General features: G+C 74.4%; 14 protein-coding genes, 1 tRNA gene and 1 other RNA gene. 13 read left to right on the forward strand and 3 right to left on the reverse strand.

Translation table 11 applies throughout. From position 1 onward, the window contains the following. Positions 1–417 precede the first annotated feature (417 nt). On the forward strand, positions 418–1,542 hold the full coding sequence (locus ACFCX4_RS01845; RefSeq protein WP_376138036.1) for a serine hydrolase domain-containing protein: 1,125 nt from the start codon (positions 418–420) through the stop codon (positions 1,540–1,542). A gap of 165 nt (positions 1,543–1,707) precedes the next feature. Here the strand turns inward: ACFCX4_RS01845 and ACFCX4_RS01850 are convergent, their stop codons facing one another. Continuing rightward, the gene (locus ACFCX4_RS01850; protein ID WP_376138038.1) at positions 1,708–2,415 is read right to left on the reverse strand and encodes a response regulator; all 708 of its coding nucleotides are present in this window, start codon (positions 2,413–2,415) and stop codon (positions 1,708–1,710) included. Then, positions 2,412–4,049: a sensor histidine kinase gene (locus tag ACFCX4_RS01855; protein WP_376138040.1), complete on the reverse strand. Its 1,638-nt coding sequence runs from the start codon at positions 4,047–4,049 to the stop codon at positions 2,412–2,414. The genes ACFCX4_RS01850 and ACFCX4_RS01855 overlap by 4 nt, the downstream gene beginning before the upstream one ends. A 261-nt stretch (positions 4,050–4,310) precedes the next feature. On the opposite strand from ACFCX4_RS01855, the gene ACFCX4_RS01860 reads away from it, so the two are divergent. The 5 genes from ACFCX4_RS01860 (at position 4,311) to ACFCX4_RS01880 (ending at position 12,514) form a co-directional block, all read left to right on the forward strand. Further along, positions 4,311–6,716, forward strand: a complete 2,406-nt coding sequence (locus tag ACFCX4_RS01860) for an MMPL family transporter (RefSeq protein WP_376138042.1) — start codon at positions 4,311–4,313, stop codon at positions 6,714–6,716. Between the two features lie 347 nt (positions 6,717–7,063). Beyond that, the gene (locus ACFCX4_RS01865) at positions 7,064–9,640 is read left to right on the forward strand and encodes a CHAT domain-containing protein (protein WP_376138044.1); all 2,577 of its coding nucleotides are present in this window, start codon (positions 7,064–7,066) and stop codon (positions 9,638–9,640) included. Between the two features lie 8 nt (positions 9,641–9,648). Beyond that, positions 9,649–10,029 (forward strand): hypothetical protein, encoded by a 381-nt coding sequence (locus ACFCX4_RS01870; protein ID WP_376138045.1) that lies wholly within the window; start codon positions 9,649–9,651, stop codon positions 10,027–10,029. Positions 10,030–10,157: 128 nt separating this feature from the next. After that, positions 10,158–10,853 (forward strand): hypothetical protein, encoded by a 696-nt coding sequence (locus tag ACFCX4_RS01875; RefSeq protein WP_376138047.1) that lies wholly within the window; start codon positions 10,158–10,160, stop codon positions 10,851–10,853. 212 nt (positions 10,854–11,065) lie between these two features. Continuing rightward, positions 11,066–12,514, forward strand: a complete 1,449-nt coding sequence (locus ACFCX4_RS01880; protein ID WP_376138049.1) for an amidase — start codon at positions 11,066–11,068, stop codon at positions 12,512–12,514. A 129-nt stretch (positions 12,515–12,643) separates the two neighbouring features. Here ACFCX4_RS01880 and ACFCX4_RS01885 read toward each other — a convergent pair. Next, positions 12,644–12,728, reverse strand: a tRNA-Ser gene (locus ACFCX4_RS01885). Positions 12,729–12,862: 134 nt separating this feature from the next. Between ACFCX4_RS01885 and ffs the strand changes: the two genes are divergently transcribed. From ffs to ACFCX4_RS01920, 7 genes are all read left to right on the forward strand, one after another. Then, positions 12,863–12,953: signal recognition particle sRNA small type (ffs, locus tag ACFCX4_RS01890), an RNA gene on the forward strand. 69 nt (positions 12,954–13,022) lie between these two features. Continuing rightward, entirely contained in the window at positions 13,023–15,233 is a 2,211-nt protein-coding gene (locus tag ACFCX4_RS01895; RefSeq protein ID WP_376138051.1) for a DNA polymerase III subunit gamma and tau, read from the forward strand. 119 nt (positions 15,234–15,352) lie between these two features. Beyond that, a complete protein-coding gene (locus ACFCX4_RS01900) occupies positions 15,353–15,694 on the forward strand; it encodes a YbaB/EbfC family nucleoid-associated protein (RefSeq protein ID WP_376138053.1) in 342 nt (113 codons plus the stop codon). Between the two features lie 273 nt (positions 15,695–15,967). Beyond that, complete coding sequence (gene recR / locus ACFCX4_RS01905) at positions 15,968–16,567, forward strand: recombination mediator RecR (protein ID WP_030392621.1); 600 nt, start codon at positions 15,968–15,970, stop codon at positions 16,565–16,567. After that, positions 16,560–17,297, forward strand: a complete 738-nt coding sequence (locus ACFCX4_RS01910) for a DUF5063 domain-containing protein (RefSeq protein ID WP_376138055.1) — start codon at positions 16,560–16,562, stop codon at positions 17,295–17,297. The genes recR and ACFCX4_RS01910 overlap by 8 nt, the downstream gene beginning before the upstream one ends. Positions 17,298–17,613: 316 nt before the next feature. After that, on the forward strand, positions 17,614–18,894 hold the full coding sequence (locus ACFCX4_RS01915) for an aspartate kinase (RefSeq protein WP_376138057.1): 1,281 nt from the start codon (positions 17,614–17,616) through the stop codon (positions 18,892–18,894). After that, the gene (locus ACFCX4_RS01920; protein WP_376138058.1) at positions 18,891–19,961 is read left to right on the forward strand and encodes an aspartate-semialdehyde dehydrogenase; all 1,071 of its coding nucleotides are present in this window, start codon (positions 18,891–18,893) and stop codon (positions 19,959–19,961) included. The genes ACFCX4_RS01915 and ACFCX4_RS01920 overlap by 4 nt, the downstream gene beginning before the upstream one ends. The last annotated feature ends 38 nt before the right edge of the window (positions 19,962–19,999 follow it).

Raw genomic sequence — 19,999 nt, forward strand, 5'->3', positions numbered from 1 at the left:
TCGGGACCGGGGTACCGGGCACGGGCCGTGCCGGGAGCCGGCTCCTGGTGCTGTGGGCCGACGCTCCGGCGGGCGTCCGGTTCCTAGTCTCAAGGGGCGTGATCACGCGGCCCGGCCGCCGGGCGGGCCGTCGTCGTCGCAGCCTCCTCCTTCCAGCGCGCCCTCGCGGCACCGTACCCAGGGAGCTTCCGCATGTCCGTGCGTCGCACCACGTCAGATCCTTCGGCTCCTTCGCACCTGTCATCCCCGTCATCCCCGTCATCCCTGCCGTCCCTGCCGTCCCTGCTGCCCCTGCCGTCCCCGTCGCGCTCCGCACGCCCCCCACGCGCTTCGCGCTCCTCGCTCCCGGCACGTTCGTCACGTCCGTCGCGCCCGGTCCTCCGCGACGCGGTCCGGTCGCCCCGGCGTGCCCTCGCGGTGCTGCTCGCCGCGAGTGCCGCCCTCGGCGTGGCCGGAGCCCTGCCCGCCGCGGCGGTGCCGTCCGGCGGCCCCAAGGACACGGTGCGGGCCGGACTGGAGAAGCTGGTCAAGGACGACCGGTACCCCGCCGCGCTGGCCTCGGTCACCACCCCCGACGGGCGTGACCGCAACTACGCCGCGGGCGTCGCCGACCTGCGGACCGGGGCGAAGGCGCCGGTGGACGGACGGCTGCGCGCGGGCAGCACCACCAAGACCTTCGTCGCCACGGTCGTCCTGCAGCTGGTCGGCGAGGGCAAGGCGGAACTCGACGCGCCCATCGACCGCTACCTGCCCGGCCTGGTGCGCGGCGAGGGCATCGACGGCCGGGCCATCACCGTCCGCCAGCTGCTCCAGCACACCAGCGGCCTGCCCAACTTCACCGACGACCTCCGCGAAGGCGTCTTCACCGAGGACCGCCACCGCTACTACCAGCCGCGCGAGCTGCTCGACATCGCGTTCGCGCACAAGGCGGTCTTCGCCCCGGGCACGAGCTGGGCGTACAGCAACACCAACTACGTCCTCGCCGGCCTGCTGATCGAGAAGGTCACCGGCCGTCCGCTCGCCGAACAGCTCGTCAAGCGGGTGATCGAGCCCCTCGGGCTGCGGCACACCTACTCCCCGGGCGTGGGCGACGAGAGCATCCGGGGTCCGCACCCGCACGGCTACCACGCCGCCGGGCCGGACGGTCGGCTGAGCGACGTCACCGACCTCGACCCCTCCTGGGGCTGGGCCGCCGGTCAGCTGATCTCCACGCCGAGCGACCTGAACCGCTTCTTCTCCGGCCTGCTGGGCGGCAAGCTGCTCAAGCCCGCCCAGCTCGCCGAGATGCGGACCACGGTCAAGATCCCCCGGATCGGCTCGCTGCCCGACCAGGAGTACGGGCTCGGAATCTTCCGCACGCCGCTGAGCTGCGGAAAGGTCGTCTGGGGGCACGGCGGTGCCATGCCCGGCTACCACACCTTTCCCGGGGTGACCGAGGACGGCCGCGCCGCCACCATCGCCCTGACCGCGAACATCGCCCCCAGCCCGCAGGGCGTCGAACACGCCGAGGCGCTGTTCGCCGCGACGCTGTGCGGCAGGTGACCGATCCGGACGAGTGCCCCCGCAGGACACGTGACCGTACGCGGCACGTGGCCTGCGGGCACGTGCCCCCATGCGGCTCGACCCGCGCCGGGTCCGTGCCGCAGCCGCCCAGCCGCCCGTCCGCCGGCCCGTCTGCCCGTCCGCCGACCCGCCGCCGATCGCCCGCTAGCCCTCCTCGCCCGCCTGGTCACCGCCCCCCGAGCGGGCGGTGACCAGGCCGGACTCGTACGCCGCGATGACCGCCTGGGCCCGGTCGCGCACGTCGAGCTTCCCGAAGACGCTGGTGATGTGGTTCTTCACGGTGGAGCTGCTGATGTCCATGGACCGGGCGATCGCGGCGTTGTCGAGGCCGGTGGCCATCAGCCGCCACACCTCCACCTCGCGCGGCGTGAGGTCGCCCGGCGCGACGGCCGGCTGCGGCGGAGCACCGAGCGGCACCCGCACGTAGGCGGAGATCAGTCGGGTGAGCAGGCGCGGTGCGACCACCGCCTCGCCGGCGTGGACGGTGCGGATCGCCGCGCCCAGGTCCTCCGGCGAGACGTCCTTGGGGAGGAACCCGTACGCGCCGGCGCGCAGCGCGGCCACCACGTACTCGTCCATGTCGAAGGTGCTGAGCGCGAGGACCCGGCAGTCCGGCAGGGTGCGGGCCAGTTCCTCGGTGGCGCCGACCCCGTCCAGGACCGGCATCCGGATGTCCATCACCACGACGTCGGGGCGCAGCCGGTGGGCGAGTTCGACGGCCTGCCGCCCGTCCTCGGCCTCGCCGACCACCTCGAAGCCGGGGTCGGGGGCGAGGATCAGTGTCAGACCGCGCCGGACCAGCGGCTGGTCGTCCACGACGAGGAGCCTGATCCGCGGTTCCGGGGTGGTCATCGCGGTACCTCCGCGCGCCGGCCGATCATGCCGGGTCGCCTGCTCATCCCAAGTCTCCTGCTCTTCGCCGACCGACTGCTCGTCCCCGGCCGGTCGTCCGCTCCCGGCCGGTCGTCCGCTCCCGGCCGGTCGTCCGCTCCCGGCCCGTTGTCCGTCCCCGGGCGGTGGCCCGTCTCCGGGCGACCGCGCGTCCCGTGCGGGTCGCCCGCCTCCGGCCGCCCCTCCACCCGGCTGCCCTCCACCCGGCTGCCGTCCTCGCGGCTGCCGTCCTCGCGGCGCCCGTCCTCCCGCTCCCGTTCCCCGCGCTGGACGGCCGCCTCGGCGCTCTCGTCCGGGGCCAGCGGAAGCTCGGCCAGCACCGCGAAGCCGCCCTCCGGCCGCGGGCCGGCCTCCAGGGTGCCGCCGTGCAGGGCGACCCGCTCCCGCATGCCGATCAGGCCGTAGCCGCCCCGGTCGCCGGCCGGCACGGCGTCCTGCGCGGGGACGCCCACGCCGTCGTCCCGCACCTCGACGGTGACCCCGTCCGGGCGGTAGGTCAGCCGCACGGTCGCGCGGGCGGGGCCGGCGTACTTGCGGGCGTTGGTGAGGCCCTCCTGGACGATCCGGAAGACCGTCAGGCCGACCGTCGGCGGCAGCGGGCGCCGGGGCCCGTGCACGCCGAGTTCGGTGGGCAGTCCGGCCCGGCAGGACTCCTCCACCAGCCGGCCGAGGTCGTCCGCCCCGGGCTGGGGCGACGGCGGTACGGCGTCCGGTTCGTCGCCGGCCCGCAGGACGTTCAGCAGCTGGCGCATCTCGCGCAGCGCCAGCCGCCCGGAGGACTCCAGGGTGACCAGGGCGTCCCGGACCACCTCGGGGTCGGCGAGGTTGGCGCGGGCGCCGCCGGCCATCAGCTGCATGGTGGTGATGTGGTGGGCCACGATGTCGTGCAGCTCCCGGGCGATGCGGCGACGCTCCTCGGCGACCGCGCGGTCGGCCAGCAGCCGCCGGTTGGCGGTCACCTCGCGCTGCCAGCGGGCCACCGCGAGGCCGCCGCCGGCCACGAGGGCGGCGGACGCCGGGGCGGCGATGATCCCTTCCCAGGACGGGAACCGGAAGTGGCTCTGGCACAGCGCCGTCGCCACCGCGGTGACCAGGGCGCAGACCGCCGTCACCGCGTAGCCGCGGTACCGGCCGACCGAGTACATCGCGACCGTCAGGACGGCGCCGAAGCGGATGCCCGTCGACATCAGCAGGTCGGCCGAGCCACCGAGCACCAGGACGGCGGCGAGTGCCTGGACCGGGTACCGGCGGCGGGCGAGCAGGGGCACGCCCGACAGCGCCGCGAGGAGGAAGCCCGGCACGCTCACGGTGCCGGTGCCGCTCACCCCGCTGATGAGCAGGTAGGCGAGCGTGTCGAGCACGCTGGCGCAGGCGGCCACCATCGAGTCGGCCTGCGTCCACGGCAGTCCGTCGGAACGGTCCGGCACCCGGCCGTCCGAGCGGCCCGCCGGCCCGTCGTCCGCCGGCCCGCCGCCGATGAGGCCCGCGGACCAGCCGCCCGTGCGACTGCCCGTGCGACTTCCCGCCCGACTCGCCGTGCGGCCGTCCTCACGGCCGTCCGCCGCCGTCGCGCCGGGACGCTGACGCTCGTCCATGTCGGTCCTCCCCGGCTGGTCAGCGCTGATGCACCCATTCTGGCATCGCCCCGCGGGGCCCGTAATGGTCCCCGCGGCCGAGGTCCGGAGCACGGAACCAGGAGCACGGTCCCGGGTCCGGCCGGGCCGGGGGAGCGGGGGCCCCGACCCGGATCGTCCGCTGCTCGGACGCCCGGGACCCCTTTCACCTGATGGTCTGGTATCAGGCCGGGAACCCCCGGCGACGAGGCCGACGTTCGCGTCCATCAGCCGGAGGACATCGTGATCCGCGCACTGACCGGATTCTCCACGAGACACGCGTGGAAGATCATCGCCGTCTGGGCGGTGCTGGGGCTCGGGATGACCGCGCTGGCACCGATGCTCCTCGGCCGCGTGACCCAGTCCCAGAGCGGGGACTTCCTGCCCCGCAGCTACGACTCGGCCGCCGCCCTGCGGATCGCCGAGGAGAACTTCGGGGTGAAGCCCGACGCCACCACCATCACGGTGCTGGTCGCCCGCAGCGACGGCAAGGCGCTCGGCGCGGCCGACCAGCAGCGGATCGAGGCCGAGGCGGCGGAGCTCGGCCGGCACCGGGTCGAGATGCCCAGGAAGAAGGACGAGCCGTCCTTCCTCCTCCCCGACCACTCCCAGACGCCCCGGGTCGCCCCGGCGATGACCGCGCCCGACCGGAGCTTCGAACTGCTCTCCGTCGAGCTGACCGGGAACATCGGCGAGGAGGGCGTCCAGGACGTCTACCGGACCTTCCGGGACGACGCCCGCGAGCGGTTCGCCGGAGCCGGGATGCGCACCGGGTTCACCGGTGGCCTGGCCGAGGCCGCCGACTTCGCCGACGACAACCGGACCGCCGCGATCGTCGGCAGCGCGCTCGTCACCGGTCTGATCGTGCTGCTCAACGTGCTGGTGTTCCGCAGCGTGCTCGCCGCCGTGCTGCCGCTGCTCGCGGTCGCCATGATCGGTGGCGCGGCCGGCGGCGCGGTGGCCGGCGCGGCGATGCTCACCGGGCTCAAGCTGGACGCCTCCACCCCGGGCCTGATCTCCGTCGTCCTGCTCGGCATCGGCGTCGACTACCTGCTGTTCCTGCTCTTCCGGTTCCGCGAGCACCTGCGGACCCGTCCCGACCAGCCGGCCCGTGAGGCCGCCGCCGAGGTCTCCGGCCGGGTCGGCACCGCGATCACCTCGGCCGCGCTGACCATCGTGGCCGCCTTCGCCACCCTCGGTGTGGCGAGCTTCGGGCAGTTCCGCTCGCTCGGCCCGGCGATCGCCGTCGCGGTCCTCGTCATGCTGCTGGGCAGCCTCACCCTGATGCCCGCCCTGCTCGCCGCCTGCGGCCGCAAGATGTTCTGGCCTTCCCGCAGCCTGCGGCGGGAGCCCCGCGAGGGCGTCGCCGCCCGCTTCGGCACCCTCGTCGCCCGGCGCCCGGTGGCGCTGCTGTTCGCCTCCGTCGCCCTGCTCGGTGCGCTGGCCGCCGGGATGGCCGGGATCCGGATGGACTACGGCCAGGGCAGCAACGACTCCAAGACCGCCGCGGCGGCCACCGCCGCGGAGATCTCGCGGGCGCTGCCGGCCGGTGTCTCCGACCCGACGAGCGTCTACGTCGTCGCCAAGGACGGCGGCACCCTCGACACCGCCCGGCTCGACGGCCTCTCCCACGCCCTGTCGCAGGTCGACGGCGTCGGCCAGGTCGGCGGGACGGCCCTGAACGAGGACCGCCGAGCCGCCCGGATCGACCTCTTCCTGAACGTCGACACCCAGAGCGCCCGGGCCCGTGAGCTGGCCTCCGGCCCGGTCCGCGCCGCGGTCGCCGCGAACACGCCCGCCGGACTGAGCGCCCACGTCGGCGGCACGGCGGCGATCTTCGCCGACATCTCCACCGCCGTCGACCACGACCTGACCGTCGTCTTCCCGGTCGCCGCCGCGCTCATCGCCCTGATCCTGCTGCTGCTCCTGCGCAGCCTGCTCGCCCCGGTGGTGCTGATGCTGGCCGTCGGCCTCGGCTTCGCGGCCACCCTCGGCGCCGCCACCCTGCTCTTCCAGCACGGCCTGGGCGAACCGGGCGTCAGCTTCACCCTCCCCCTGGTGCTGTTCCTGTTCGTGGTGGCGCTCGGCACCGACTACAACATCCTCATCACCGACCGCATCCGCGAGGAGATGCATCACCCCGGTTCGCCCCGCGACGCCGTCGCCCGCGCCGTCCGCCACACCACCCCCACCATCGCCACCGCCGGGCTGGTCCTGGCCGGCTCCTTCGCCACCCTCGCCACCAACCCGGGCAGCGAGCAGGTCGCCTTCGCGCTGACCCTGGGCATCTTCCTCTCCGCCTTCGTCCTCTCGCTCGTCCTGGTCCCCGCCGTCGCGGTCCTCCTCGGGCGCTCCCTCTGGTGGCCGCTGCGCCCGGCCCCCGCGGCCCGCCCCACCGCCGGCCACGCGCCCGCGGCGCACCCGACGCCCTACCCGCACCAGTACCGGCCCCAGGCGTCGGACCCGCACCAGCCCCAGCCCCAGCCCCAGCACCAGTACCCGAACCCGGCCCCGCAGCAGTACGCGAACCCCCAGCAGTACCCGGCCCCGCACCAGGGTTCGGACCCGAACCCGCAGCAGTACCCGCACCAGGGTTCGGACCAGCACCCCTACCCGGGCACGGACCCCACCCGCATCCACACCCTCTGACCCACCGCCCCACCCCCTGAACGGCGCCCGCTGCCCCGGGCGCCCGGAGGCCCGCTCCCACCCCGAGGAGCGGGCCTCCACCCGTGCGGGGGCTCAGCGTTCACCGCGAAGCGCATCACCCGGGCCGTGCGCGTTCACGGCGCAGAGACCGTCGACGATGTCGGGGTACCCGGCCCGGTGCGGCGGGTGCTGCCCGAAGGCGGCGGCGCCGCGCGACCCGCTGTGCGGGGCCGTCCGTCCGAGGGGGATTCGAACGACAACTCGTGGGCGTGACAAGGGACACGGCGGCCCGGGGAGGCGTTACCCTCCGGTGAGGGCGGCGATCGGTGCGCAGCAGGGAGGCGGCATTGGCCGGAGACTCGTACGCCGGGGACATCGCCGACCATCCGGCCTGCCGGCCGCTGTTCGAGGCCTGGGTCGGTACGGACCCCGCCCACCGCCGCCGACTGGCGGCGGCGCCGGCCGTGCCGGGGCCCATCGCGCTGCGCAGCCGCTACCGGCACCTGCTCGATCCCGCGACGGATCCCGGGCCGCTGGACCCGGACCTGTCGTTCGAGGACTGGGTGCTCGTGCTGAGGCTGGAGACGGCGGGCGACGACGCGCTGCGCAGCGGTGCCTACGCCGAGGCCGCGGCCGCCTTCGACGAGTTGCTGGCGCACGGGGCGAACGGCGCCATGTGGCCGGCCGCCGTGCACGCCCACATCGGCCTGGGGGACCTCCACCGGGAGCAGGACCGGGTGGAGACCGCCCTGCGGGAGTACGAGTCCGCCGTCCGGGCCGCCGACGGCTACCGGTTCGGGCGGATGCGCGCCCTGGTCGGCTCGGCGTACCTCGCGCTGCGCGGGCACTCCGCCGAGCTCGCGTTCGAGCAGTTCGAGGAGGCGGCGGCGCTCGCCGGGACGCTCGGCGACCCCGTCTACTCGGGCAACGCCCTGCTGGGGGCGGCCGAGTGCGCCGAACGTCTGGGGAGGTTCGAAGCGGCCGAGCGGCACGCCCGCGCGGCGTTCGAGGCGGCCACCGCGGTGAGGTCCTCGCTGGGCCAGGGCAATGCGGCGCAGCGCCTGGGTGCGCTGCTGCACCGGTTGGGACGGCGCGACGAGGCGTGGGAGTGGTTCGACAGGGGTCTCGCGGCGGCCCAGCAGGACATGGATCCCAACAGCCTGGTCAACCTCCGGTCGCTGCGCGGTGATCTGCTGCTCGAAGCGAGGGACCTCGACGCGGCGGAGCGGGAGTACAGCGCCGCGCTCCTCACCGCCGCCGCGGCGGGCCTCGTCCGCGGCCAGGTGCACGCGCGGCACGACCTGGCACGGGTGGTCCGCGGGCGCGGTCAGTGGGACCGTGCCGCCGAGATGTTCGCCGCCTCCACCGCCGCGTACAAGCGCATCGACGATCTCCTGGGCATGTGCAACGCCATGGCCAAGCACGCCGAGGCCCACGAGCGGCGCGGGCGGGCCGGCGAGTCGCTCGGCGTGCGCTACGACGCGGTCGTGGAGGTGGAGTCCTACCGGGCGGGTCACAAGGAGGAGCGGTTCCAGGCGGAGTACCGCGCGCGCTTCCGGAAGGTGTACTCCGACGCCCTGGCCGCGGCGACGGAGCACGAGTCCGCCGAGGGCTTCGCCTGGGTCGCCGACTTCCTGGCCGGGCGCCGCCTGGCGGGCCTGCTGGAGGCGAACCGGGCGGCGGCGGCCTCCGACGAGCGGCACCTGCTGCAGGAACTCCTCACCCGGGCCGACCACGGTCTCCTCACCGGGGGGAACCAGGACGCCCCCGCGCGGCGGGAGCGGGAGGAGCGCCTGCGGAAGCTGCGCGCGCTCGTCGTCCGGCACGGCGGCACGGAGCGGGCGGTCGGGAGCCTGGACGACCTCCTGGCCGCCGTGTACCTGCCTCCGGCCGACGAGCGCACCGCGCTGACGGCCGCGCTCCCCGACGGTTGCCACGTCCTCCAGGTGCTGCTCGACCCGGTGCGGGAGGACGTCCTCCGCTGGGCCTGGAGGGACCCGGACGGCGTGAGCGTGCTCGGCGAGGCCGCGGTGCCGGACGGCGCGCGCCGGCTGCTGACCGTGCTGCGCACGGGCGGGGACGGGCACGCCGACGAGCGGCGCTCGCTCACGGCCGGGAGCCTGCTGCCCCTGGCCGGGCTGCTGCCACCGGGGCTGCGCCGGGCCCTGGCCGAACCCGGGGACCACGACCTGCTGATCATCCCGCTGGGGGAGCTCTGGTCGGTGCCGTGGGGCGCCCTGCCCCTGACGGGAACGGCGGACGGACGGCTCCTCGGGGAGTCCGCACGGTTCGTGGTCTGCCCCTCGCTCACCATCCAGCAGCAGCTCTCGGCCCGGCACGCCACCGCTCCCGTGGCGGACGCGCCCTGCCCGGTGGACGTCTGGCGCAGCCCGCTGGTCCGGTGGCACCCCCTGGACCTGTTCGAACGCGACCGCAGGTGGGCGCCCCGTCGGCTGGCGTCGGCGGCCGAGGCCCGTGCCAGGCTCCTCGACGACGCGGATCTCGTGGTGGTGGCGGGCCACGGCCGTCCGGCGCCCGGCATCGGCCACTACCTCGAACTCGCCGAGGACGAGTGGCTCCTGCCGGTCGACCTGATCGGGGCGGGCCCTCCGCGGCGGCTCGTGATGATCACCTGCTGGGGGAGCGTCTACCCGGGAGGCGTCCCCAGCGACCCCGTCAGCCTGGCCACCCTCGCCCTCGCCGGCGGCACCACGGAGATCCTGGCCACGGTCGGGGAGCTCGGCGACTCGGCCCTGGCCACTCGCTACGTCGAGATGGTGCTGGGTCAACTGCCCTCCTGCTCGGCCGCCGAGGCGGTGCGCAGGGCCACCCGGCGGCTGCTCGCCGGTCCGCGCATCCGCGAGCAGCCCGTCCACCACTGGGCCCCGCTCGTCCCCATCGGCACGCTCACCCCGACCCCGTGAGGACCGTGATGACAGTCGGCAGCCACCAGGAGCTCCCGTACGAGACCTCCGACCCGCTCGCGTACGAGTGGACGGACAAGGCGTTCGACATGTGCAACGGGGCGAACCCGACGCTCTTCGGGAGTGTCCGCAGGGCCGACGGCGTCAGCCGTGCCGTCGTGCACGGAGCGTGCCCCCGCTGTTCCGGCGACATCCAGTGGGACGAGCAGCTCTCGGCCTCCGGGGAGTCGGGAGTGCTGGGCGCCGAGGGTGGCGGGGGGCCGGATCCGTACGCGCGGGTCAACGTGGTCTGCGACTGCGTCCTGCCGCATCCCCGGCGTCCGGAGGGCGTCACCCGGGGATGCGGCATCGGGTTCACCCTTGAGATCTTCCGGGGTGAGGAGGGATGACCTCGAATCCGGCCTCCCCGGCCCCGCGCCCGCGCCCGCGCCCGCGCCCGGGTCCGGGTCCGGGTCCGATTCCGCCTCCGCCCCCGTTCCCGCCGCTGCCCCCGGTTCCGCCCACGGCGCCGGACCCTGTGCCGCCCCCGCCCCTGCCCCCGCCCCGGTACCGGCGTCCGAGTGCCGCCCCGACCCCGCGGGAACTGGCCGAGGACGAGGCCTGGCGGGAGTACAGCGAGCAGTCGCTCGACCGGGCGCGCAGCAGTGCCGAGGAGTGGCGGACCGGGCTGGGGGTCCTGGTGACGGTCATCGCCGGCGGACTGATCCTCAAAGGCCCGTCGAGCACCGCGGATCTGACCACCGTCTGGCGCGCCGCTCTCACCGCCGCGCTGGCCACGGGCTTCGCCGGTGCTCTGTACGGTCTCTGGCGGGCCGTACGCGCTGCCGCCGCCGGAGGCACCGAACAGGTGGACCGCGACGCGGTCCGCGCCAAGTACGGGTCGCTCGGCCGCTACAAGGCCGCCGCGGCCGCTCGCGTCACCGCCGACCTCCGGGTGGCCAGGGTGGCCCTGCTGATCAGCCTGCCGCTGGTGGTCGCCGCCACCCTTGCTTCCTGGTGGGCACCGCGCCACACCGCCACCGCCCCCGCCGCGCCGCCCGGACAACTCTTCGTCGTCGTGGTGTCGTCGGGGGAGCCCCTCTGCGGGGAAGTGCTGCTGTCGGTGGGCCGGTTGACCGTCAGGTCCGCGCTGTCCCGGCAGGTGCAGCACATCCCGTTCGACCGGGTCGGATCCATGACACCCACGTCGTCGTGCGCCGGCGCCCACCGCTAGACCCCGCGCGCTCCCTCCCTCCCTCCCTCTCCCTCTCCCTCTCCCGCCGGCTTCCGTGCCACGAGAACCGCACCGCCGGACGTGACGAAGGCCACACGCCGCTGCGGCCCCCCGGGTCCGCTAGGGTCGGCTCAGACCCGCCCTGAACTGGGATTCTGCGTCGACCGGCAGTGATGCGGCCGACGCGGGTCTGACCTCCCCTGGAGAACTGCATGACCGATCTTGCATTCCGCTCCGCAGGTCAGCTCGCCGCCGCCGTCGCGGCGAAGGAGGTGTCGAGCGTCGAACTGCTCGACCACTACCTCGCCCGCGTGGAGCGGCTCGATCCGAAGGTGAACGCCGTCGTCGCCCGGGACGAGGAGGGCGCGAGGGCCGCGGCGCTGGCCGCCGACCGCGCGGTCTCCCGCGGCGAACCGCTCGGCCCGCTGCACGGCGTCCCCGTGACGATCAAGGACAGTCTTGAGGTCGCCGGCATGCGGACCACCGGCGGGTCGAACCGCTGGGGACACCACGTCTCGACGGTCGACGCCGAGGCGGTCGCCCGGCTGAGGAACGCGGGTGCGGTCGTCTTCGGCAAGACCAACATGCCGCCCGACGCCCGCGACTGGCAGACCCACAACGAGGTCTACGGGACCACCAACAACCCGTGGGACCCGACCCGCGGACCGGGCGGTTCGTCCGGCGGGTCCGCCGCGGCACTCGCCGCGGGGCTGACCGGCCTGGAGCTCGGCGGCGACACGGCGGGCTCGATCAGGGTGCCCGCCCACTTCTGCGGCGTCTACGGGCTGCGCCCCTCCTTCGGGATCGTGCCGAGGTACGGGAGCGTCTCGGGCCACGCCCCCGGGACGCTGGCGGACTTCGACATGGCGGTGCTCGGCCCCCTCGGCCGGCACGCCGACGACCTCGACCTGGGCCTGGACGTCCTCGCGGGCGCGGACCACGACCGCGCCCCGGGGTGGCGGCTGGAACTGCCGCCCGCCAGGCCGGGCACCCTGCGGGGCTTCCGGGTCGCGGCCTGGCTCGACGACCCGTTCTGCCCCGTCGACGGCGAACCGGCCGCGATCCTGCGGGCCGCGCTGGAGGCGGTGCGGGCCGAGGGCGCGGTCGTGGTCGAGGGCGAGGGGCCGGTCGGGCTCGAAGAGACGATGGCCCTCTACCAGCCGCTGCTGATGGCCCAGAGCGGGCTGGTCGAACCGGACGAGTCGTACGCCGGACTCGTGGAGGCCGCCGCGGCGGAGGGTGCCGCCGGCGGGTTCGCGTCCGACCTGACGCTCAGCTTCCGCGACTGGCACGACCTCGACGAACGCCGGCAGCACTCCCGCCGCCGCTGGGCCGGGTTCTTCCGCGACGTCGACGTCCTCCTCTGCCCGGTCAGCCCTACGGCGGCCTTCCCGCACGACCACCGGCCCGACCCCGGCTGGTCCGTCCGGACCCTCCGCGTCGACGGCGCCGACCGCCCGTACCGCGAGATGCTCACCTGGATGGCACCGTCGTCGCTCAACCACCTCCCCGCGGCGGTGGCCCCCGTCGGCACGACCCGCGACGGCCTGCCCGTCGGCATCCAGGTCATCGCGCCCTACCTCCACGACCGCACCGCCGTCCGCTTCGTCCAGCACCTCGCGAACGTCATCGGCGGCTTCCACCGCCCCCCGGGCTTCTGACCCCCACCCCCGCCCGACCAGCACCCCCGACCCCCCGGAACCCCCGCGTCCCCACCCCTGAACACCGGAGCCGGGCCCACGGAACGACGAAGGCCCGGACCGTGTGACACGGTCCGGGCCTTCTGTCGGCGGAGGATACGAGATTCGAACTCGTGAGGGGTTGCCCCCAACACGCTTTCCAAGCGTGCGCCCTAGGCCTCTAGGCGAATCCTCCGAGGGAGAGCTTAGTACATGTTCAGGGGTGGTCGCGACCACGTATCTCGCAGGTGAGGGGAAGGGGTGGCCTGCGGATGCGGGGGAGGGGGTGGTGGTGGAGGGGTGGGGCCGGGATCCGGTACTGTGGGGGTCAGCCCCTCGTGTGGCGTTATCTCTCTGAACCCCCCCAGGGCCGGAAGGCAGCAAGGGTAGGAGGGCTCTGGCGGGTGCACGGGGGGTCTTTGCGTTCCCGGGGGGAGGGCGGGGCCGAGGGGCGACGCGTTTGTCGGTCCGTCCCGATATCGTCGGGGGTGTGTCCCTAGCCCTGTACCGCCGCTACCGCCCCGAGACCTTCGCGGAGGTCATCGGGCAGGAGCACGTGACCGCTCCGCTCCAGCAGGCCCTGCGCAACAACAGGGTCAACCACGCCTACCTGTTCAGCGGCCCGCGCGGCTGCGGCAAGACGACGAGCGCGCGCATCCTGGCCCGCTGTCTGAACTGTGAGCAGGGGCCGACGCCCACGCCGTGCGGGGAGTGCCAGTCCTGCCGGGACCTCGCCACGGGCGGGCCCGGGTCGATCGACGTGATCGAGATCGACGCGGCCTCCCACGGTGGTGTGGACGACGCGCGCGAGCTGCGCGAGCGGGCGTTCTTCGCGCCGGTGCACAGCCGGTACAAGATCTTCATCCTGGACGAGGCGCACATGGTGACCTCGGCCGGCTTCAACGCGCTGCTGAAGGTGGTGGAGGAGCCGCCGGAGCACCTCAAGTTCATCTTCGCGACCACGGAGCCGGAGAAGGTCATCGGGACGATCCGGTCCCGGACCCACCACTACCCGTTCCGGCTGGTGCCGCCCGGCACGCTGCGCGACTACCTGACGGAGGTGTGCGGCCGGGAGGGGATCCAGGTCGAGGACTCCGTGTTCCCGCTGGTGGTGCGCGCGGGGGCCGGGTCGGTGCGTGACTCGATGTCGGTGATGGACCAGCTGCTGGCGGGCGCCACCGAGGGCGGCGTGACGTACCAGATGGCGACGGCGCTGCTCGGGTACACGGACTCGGCGCTGCTGGACGAGGTGGTGGACGCGTTCGCCGCTCACGACGGGGCGACGGTCTTCCAGGTGATCGACCGGGTGGTGGAGGGCGGGCACGATCCGCGCCGGTTCGTGACGGACCTGCTGGAGCGGCTGCGCGACCTGGTGATCCTCGCGACGGTGCCGGACGCGGGGGAGAAGGGCCTGATCGACGCCCCGGCGGACCGGGTCGCGGTGATGCAGGCGCAGGCGGACGCCTTCGGGGCGGCCGAGCTGAGCCGGGCCGCGGACCTGGTCAACACCGGGCTGACGGAGATGCGCGGCAACGCCGCGCCCAGGCTCCAGCTGGAGCTGATCTGCGCCCGGGTGATGCTTCCGGGGGCGTACAGCGACGAGCTGTCCCTCCAGGCGCGGCTGGACAAGCTGGAGCGGCGGGCCGCGGCGGGCGGCCTGACGGCGGTCGGCGGCATGGCCGGCGGGGTCGGTGCGGTCGGCGGCCCGGTCGGTGTGCCCGTCGGGGTGCCGGTCGCCCCGGCGGCGGTGATGCCGGAGGCGCCGCAGCCCGTGCCGCAGTCGGTGGCTCCGGTGCAGTCGGCGCCCGCCCCCGTCCAGCAGCAGCCCGCCCCCGCGCAGGCGGCCGGCCCGGCGCCCGGGGCCTGGCCGATCAAGCGGAGCTTCCCGCCGGCCGGGGAGGCGGCCCCGGCGGCGCAGCCGCCCGCGCCCGCCCCCGTGGCGGCTCCGGCTCCGGCACCCGTGCCCGCGGCTCCGGCGCCCGGCGGGCAGCCGTCGGCGGCGGCGCAGCAGGGCGCCGGTCAGGTGCGGCAGCTGTGGCCGCAGATCCTGGAGGCGGTGAAGAACCGGCGGCGGTTCACCTGGATCCTGCTCAGCCAGAACGGCCAGGTGGCCGGGTTCGACGGCAGTGTGCTCCAGGTCTCGTTCATCAACGCGGGTGCCCGCGACAGCTTCGTCAGCAGCAACAGCGACGACGTGCTCCGCTCGGCGCTGGCGGACGCGCTCGGCGTGGACTGGCGGATCGAGTGCATCGTGGATCCGTCCGGGGGCTCCGTCGGCCCGTCCGGCGGCGGTTCCACGGGTGGTTTCGGCCCGTCCGGCGGCGGCTCCGGTGGTGGCGGCGGCTTCGGCGGCCCGGCCGCCGGCGGGGGCGGGTGGGGTGCCCAGCCGGCGCGTCCGGCGGCGTCCGCGCCCCCGGTGCAGCCTGCCGCTCCGGCGCCCGCGCAGGTGTCCGCGCCGGCGCCCGGGCCGGTCGCCGCGCCGCAGCCGGCGCCGTCCGCGCCGGTCGCCCCGCCCGTCCAGGTCCCGCCCCCGGCGGCCCCGAGGCCTCCGGCGCCGCAGGTTCGCGCGGTGGCGCCGGAGGACGACATTCCGGAGGAGGACGACCCCGATCTCAACGAGGACGCCTTCTCCGGACAGGAGCTGATCATCCGCGAGCTGGGTGCCACGGTGCTGGAGGAGATCCGGCACGGCGGGAACTGAGCGGCACGTACGCTCGTCGTGGACGTACCAGGAGGACGTGTTCGGGACGTCTCAGGACGTCCGGGCACGGTGACCGACAGCGCGGACCAAGCGCGCAGACCGAACGCAAGGAGTGAGCCGTGTTTCCCGGTGGTGGCCAGCCCAACATGCAGGCGCTGCTCAAGCAGGCGCAGAAGATGCAGCAGGATCTCGCCCAGGCCCAGCAGGAGCTGGCCGAGGCGAAGGTGACCGGTACGGCGGGCGGCGGCCTGGTCGAGGTGACGGTGACCGGCTCCGGTGAGCTGGTGGCACTGACCATCGCCCCGGCGGCCGTGGACCCGGAGGACACCGAGACGCTGGCCGACCTGGTGCTGGCCGCGGTCCGGGACGCCAACCAGGCCGCGCAGAAGATGCAGGCCGAGCGGATGGGCCCGCTGACTCAGGGGCTCGGCGGCGGCGGGATCCCCGGCCTGCCCTTCTGAGGCCGGGCGGGCGGCGGCACCGGGCCCCCGGTGCCGGGCCCGCACACCCGGCCTGCATACCCGGGCCCGCACACCCGGCCCGCCTGCCCGGGTCCTCCGGGTTCCGGGTCCGGGCTCCGGGGGCGATGATGGTCTGAAGTTCAGACAACGGACCTGTGTGATTTATGCGGGGGTCGGGCGTCGGGCGGTGTGCCCGGCGTCCGATTCGTTGGATGATGGCACCGGAGCACCCCGCGCGGGTGCCACCGGTCCAACCCGAGGGAAGGCGCGACGTTGTACGAGGGCGTGGTTCAGGACCTGATCGACGAACTGGGCAGGCTGCCCGGCGTCGGGCCCAAGAGCGCGCAGCGGATCGCCTTCCACGTCCTGCAGGCCGACCCCGTCGACGTCCGCCGGCTGGCGCACGCGCTGCTGGAGGTCAAGGACAAGGTCCGGTTCTGCGCCGTCTGCGGCAACGTCGCGGAGGCCGAGCAGTGCCGGGTCTGTCTCGACCCGCGCCGCGACCTCGCCGTCATCTGCGTGGTCGAGGAGCCCAAGGACGTCGTCGCCATCGAGCGCACCCGGGAGTTCCGCGGCCGCTACCACGTGCTGGGCGGCGCGATCAGCCCGATCGAGGGTGTCGGCCCGGACGACCTGCGGATCCGGGAGCTGCTGGCGCGGCTCGCGGACGGCACGGTCACCGAGCTGATCCTGGCCACCGACCCCAATCTGGAGGGGGAGGCGACCGCCACCTACCTGGCCCGGCTCTGCAAGCCGATGGGCCTGAAGGTGACCCGCCTGGCGAGCGGCCTGCCCGTCGGCGGGGATCTGGAGTACGCGGACGAGGTCACGCTCGGTCGCGCCTTCGAAGGGAGACGACTGCTCGATGTCTGACCGGACGATCAACCAGCAGCCCCACGCGCCCCACCAGGCCGGGCCGGAGGAGGCCCGGCACGCCGCACCGGCGGCCGACGCCCCGCACACCCCGCACACGCACGCGCACGGCTCGGAGCCGGACGACTTCGCGGTGCAGATCGCGGACTCGGTGGAGAGCTTCGTGCTCTCGGTGACCGAGGTCGCCAAGGGCGACGAGCCCGGCAGCGCCGTCTCGCTCCTCCTGCTGGAGGTCTCGCAGCTCCTGCTGGCGGGCGGCCGGCTGGGCGCCATCGAGGACGTCGTGCCCGAGGACCGCTTCGAGCCCGACGCCGGACCGGAGCCGGACGGCGAGCAGCTGCGCGAGCGGCTGGCCGACCTGCTCGCGCCGATCGACGTCTACCACGAGGTCTTCGACCCGTACGGGCTGCCGGAGAAGCCGAGCGCCTTCCGGATCTCGGACGACCTGGCCGGGGTGGTCGGCGAGCTGCAGCACGGGCTCACCCACTACCGCGAGGGGCGGGTCAGCGAGGCGCTCTGGTGGTGGCAGTTCTCGTACCTGTCGAACTGGGGCACGACCTGCACCGCCGTGCTCCGGGCGCTGCAGTCGCTGATCGCGCACGTCCGGCTGGACAGCCCGATCGGGGCGGCGCCGGACGGTGCCGACACCGACAACGACGGGCTCACCGACGAGCAGCTGGAGCAGCAGGCCGGTGACCTGATGGCGGCGGAGCTCGGTCTGGGGCGCTGAGCCCCCGCGGAGGGGCGGGCTCCGGGCGCGGACCGCGGAACTGTGACGGAAGACTCACCCGGGCCCCGCGGAGGGAAAACCCCGGGGCGTCCGTCCGTCCGCCCGCCGATTCTTCGGAACGACGGCGGCCCGCCCGCAGACCTGCCGGTGGCGGACTCCCGCACCCCCGCTCACCTGCCGAAACGTGTGTCTCATCATATGGAAAGCGGCGGTCGGCGCACCCCCGCTCGGTAGACTGGCGCGGACCGCAAACCCCCGCCACCCGGGGGTGCGGGGGCCGATCGCCCCCGAAGACGACACAAGCCGAGGAGCGCACGTGGGCCTTGTCGTGCAGAAGTACGGCGGCTCATCCGTTGCGGATGCCGAGGGCATCAAGCGCGTGGCCCGTCGAATCGTTGACGCCAAGAAGGCCGGCCATGAGGTCGTCGTCGTGGTGTCCGCGATGGGCGACACGACGGACGAGCTCATCGAACTCGCGGAGCAGGTGTCACCGCTGCCCGCCGGCCGCGAGTTCGACATGCTGCTGACCGCTGGAGAGCGCATCTCCATGGCGCTGCTGGCCATGGCGATCAAATCCCTGGGCCACGAGGCGCAGTCGTTCACAGGCAGCCAGGCCGGTGTGATCACCGACTCCGTCCACAACAAGGCGCGCATCATCGACGTGACGCCGGGCCGCATCCGCACCGCCCTCGACGAGGGCAACATCGCGATCGTGGCCGGCTTCCAGGGCGTCTCGCAGTCGAGCAAGGACATCACCACGCTCGGCCGCGGCGGTTCGGACACCACCGCCGTCGCCCTCGCCGCCGCCCTCAAGGCGGAGGTCTGCGAGATCTACACCGACGTGGACGGCGTGTTCACCGCCGACCCGCGCGTGGTGAAGAAGGCCCGCAAGATCGACTGGATCGCCTACGAGGACATGCTGGAGCTGGCCTCGTCCGGTTCCAAGGTGCTGCTCGACCGGTGCGTCGAGTACGCGCGCCGCTACAACATCCCGATTCACGTACGCTCGTCCTTCTCGGGCCTCCCCGGGACGATCGTCAGCAACGACAACCCGCACAAGCCCGAAGGGGGCGAGATGGAGCAGGCCATCATCTCCGGAGTCGCCCACGACACGTCCGAGGCGAAGGTCACGGTCGTCGGCGTGCCCGACAAGCCCGGCGAGGCGGCGCGCATCTTCCGTGCCATCGCCGACGCCGAGATCAACATCGACATGGTCGTGCAGAACGTCTCGGCGGCGTCGACCGGTCTGACCGACATCTCCTTCACCCTGCCGAAGACCGAGGGCCAGAAGGCCATCGACGCGCTCGACCGGGTCCGGGAGGGCATCGGCTACGAGTCGCTCCGCTACGACGACGCGATCGGCAAGATCTCGCTGGTCGGCGCGGGCATGCGCTCCAACCCGGGAGTCACCGCGGCCTTCTTCGAGGCGCTCTCCGCGGCGGGCGTCAACATCGAGCTGATCTCCACCTCGGAGATCCGCATCTCGGTGGTCACCCGCGCCGAGGACGTCAGCGCGGCCGTCCAGGCCGTGCACAGCGCCTTCGGTCTGGACAGCGAGACGGACGAGGCCGTCGTCTACGGGGGCACCGGGCGATGACCCGGCGGCCGAACCTCGCCGTCGTCGGCGCCACCGGCGCGGTCGGCGAGGTGCTCCTCGGCCTGCTCTCCCTCCGCCAGGACATCTGGGGCGAGATCCGTCTCGTCGCCTCCCCGCGCTCGGCCGGCCGCAAGGCGGTCGTGCGCGGGGAGACCGTCGAGGTGCTCCCGCTCGGCGAGGAGGCCTTCGACGGGATCGACGTCGCGCTCTTCGAGGTCCCCGGTGAGATCGCCGCCCGCTGGGCGCCGATCGCGGCCGCCAAGGGCGTCGTGGTGGTCGACGGCTCCGGCGTCTTCCGGCTGGACGACGCGGTGCCGCTGGTGGTGCCCGAGGTCAACGCGGCGGCCGTCCGGCTGCGCCCGCGCGGCATCGTCGCGAGCCCCGACTCCACCACGCTGACCATGCTCGCGGCGATCGGCGCGCTGCACGCCGAGTACGGGCTGGAGTCGCTGGTGGTCGCCTCCTACCAGGCCGCCTCCGGACTGGGCCGGGACGGCGCCCGGACGCTGCGCACGCAGCTCGCCCAGGTGGCCGGCACCGAGGTCGGCGAGCAGACCGGCGACCTGCGCGCGGTGATCGACGACAACGGCCCGTTCGCCGCCCCGCTCGCGCTCAACGCGGTCCCCTGGGCCGGCGTCCTGACGGACGGCGGCTGGTCGTCCGAGGAGCGCACGGTGCGCGACGAGTCCCGCAAGATCCTCGGTTTGCCCGGGCTCAGGGTCTCCGCCACCTGTGTGCGGATCCCGGTGGTGCGCACCCACGCGCTCGCCGTGCACGCCGTGTTCGAGCGCGAGGTCACCCAGGAGCACGCCCGGGAGATCCTCGCCGAGGCGCCCGGGGTACTGCTGTACGACGATCCGGCGGCGGGCGAGTTCCCCACGCCGAACGACGCGGTGGGGACGGACCCGGTGTGGGCGGGCCGGCTGCGGAGGGCGCTGGACGACCCGAACGCGCTGGACCTCTTCCTCTGCGGGGACAACCTGCGCCGTGGGGCCGCGCTGAACGCGCTGCGGATCGCCGAGCTGGTGGCTGCCGAGTCGGCGACCGGCGGGCCGGCGGCGGGTTAGCCGAAGGCCTCCCGAAGGCCTCCCGAGGGCCGCCCAGG

Origin of the sequence: Kitasatospora sp. NPDC056327, from assembly GCF_042261735.1 — a bacterium.
Classification (GTDB): Bacteria; Actinomycetota; Actinomycetes; order Streptomycetales; family Streptomycetaceae; genus Kitasatospora.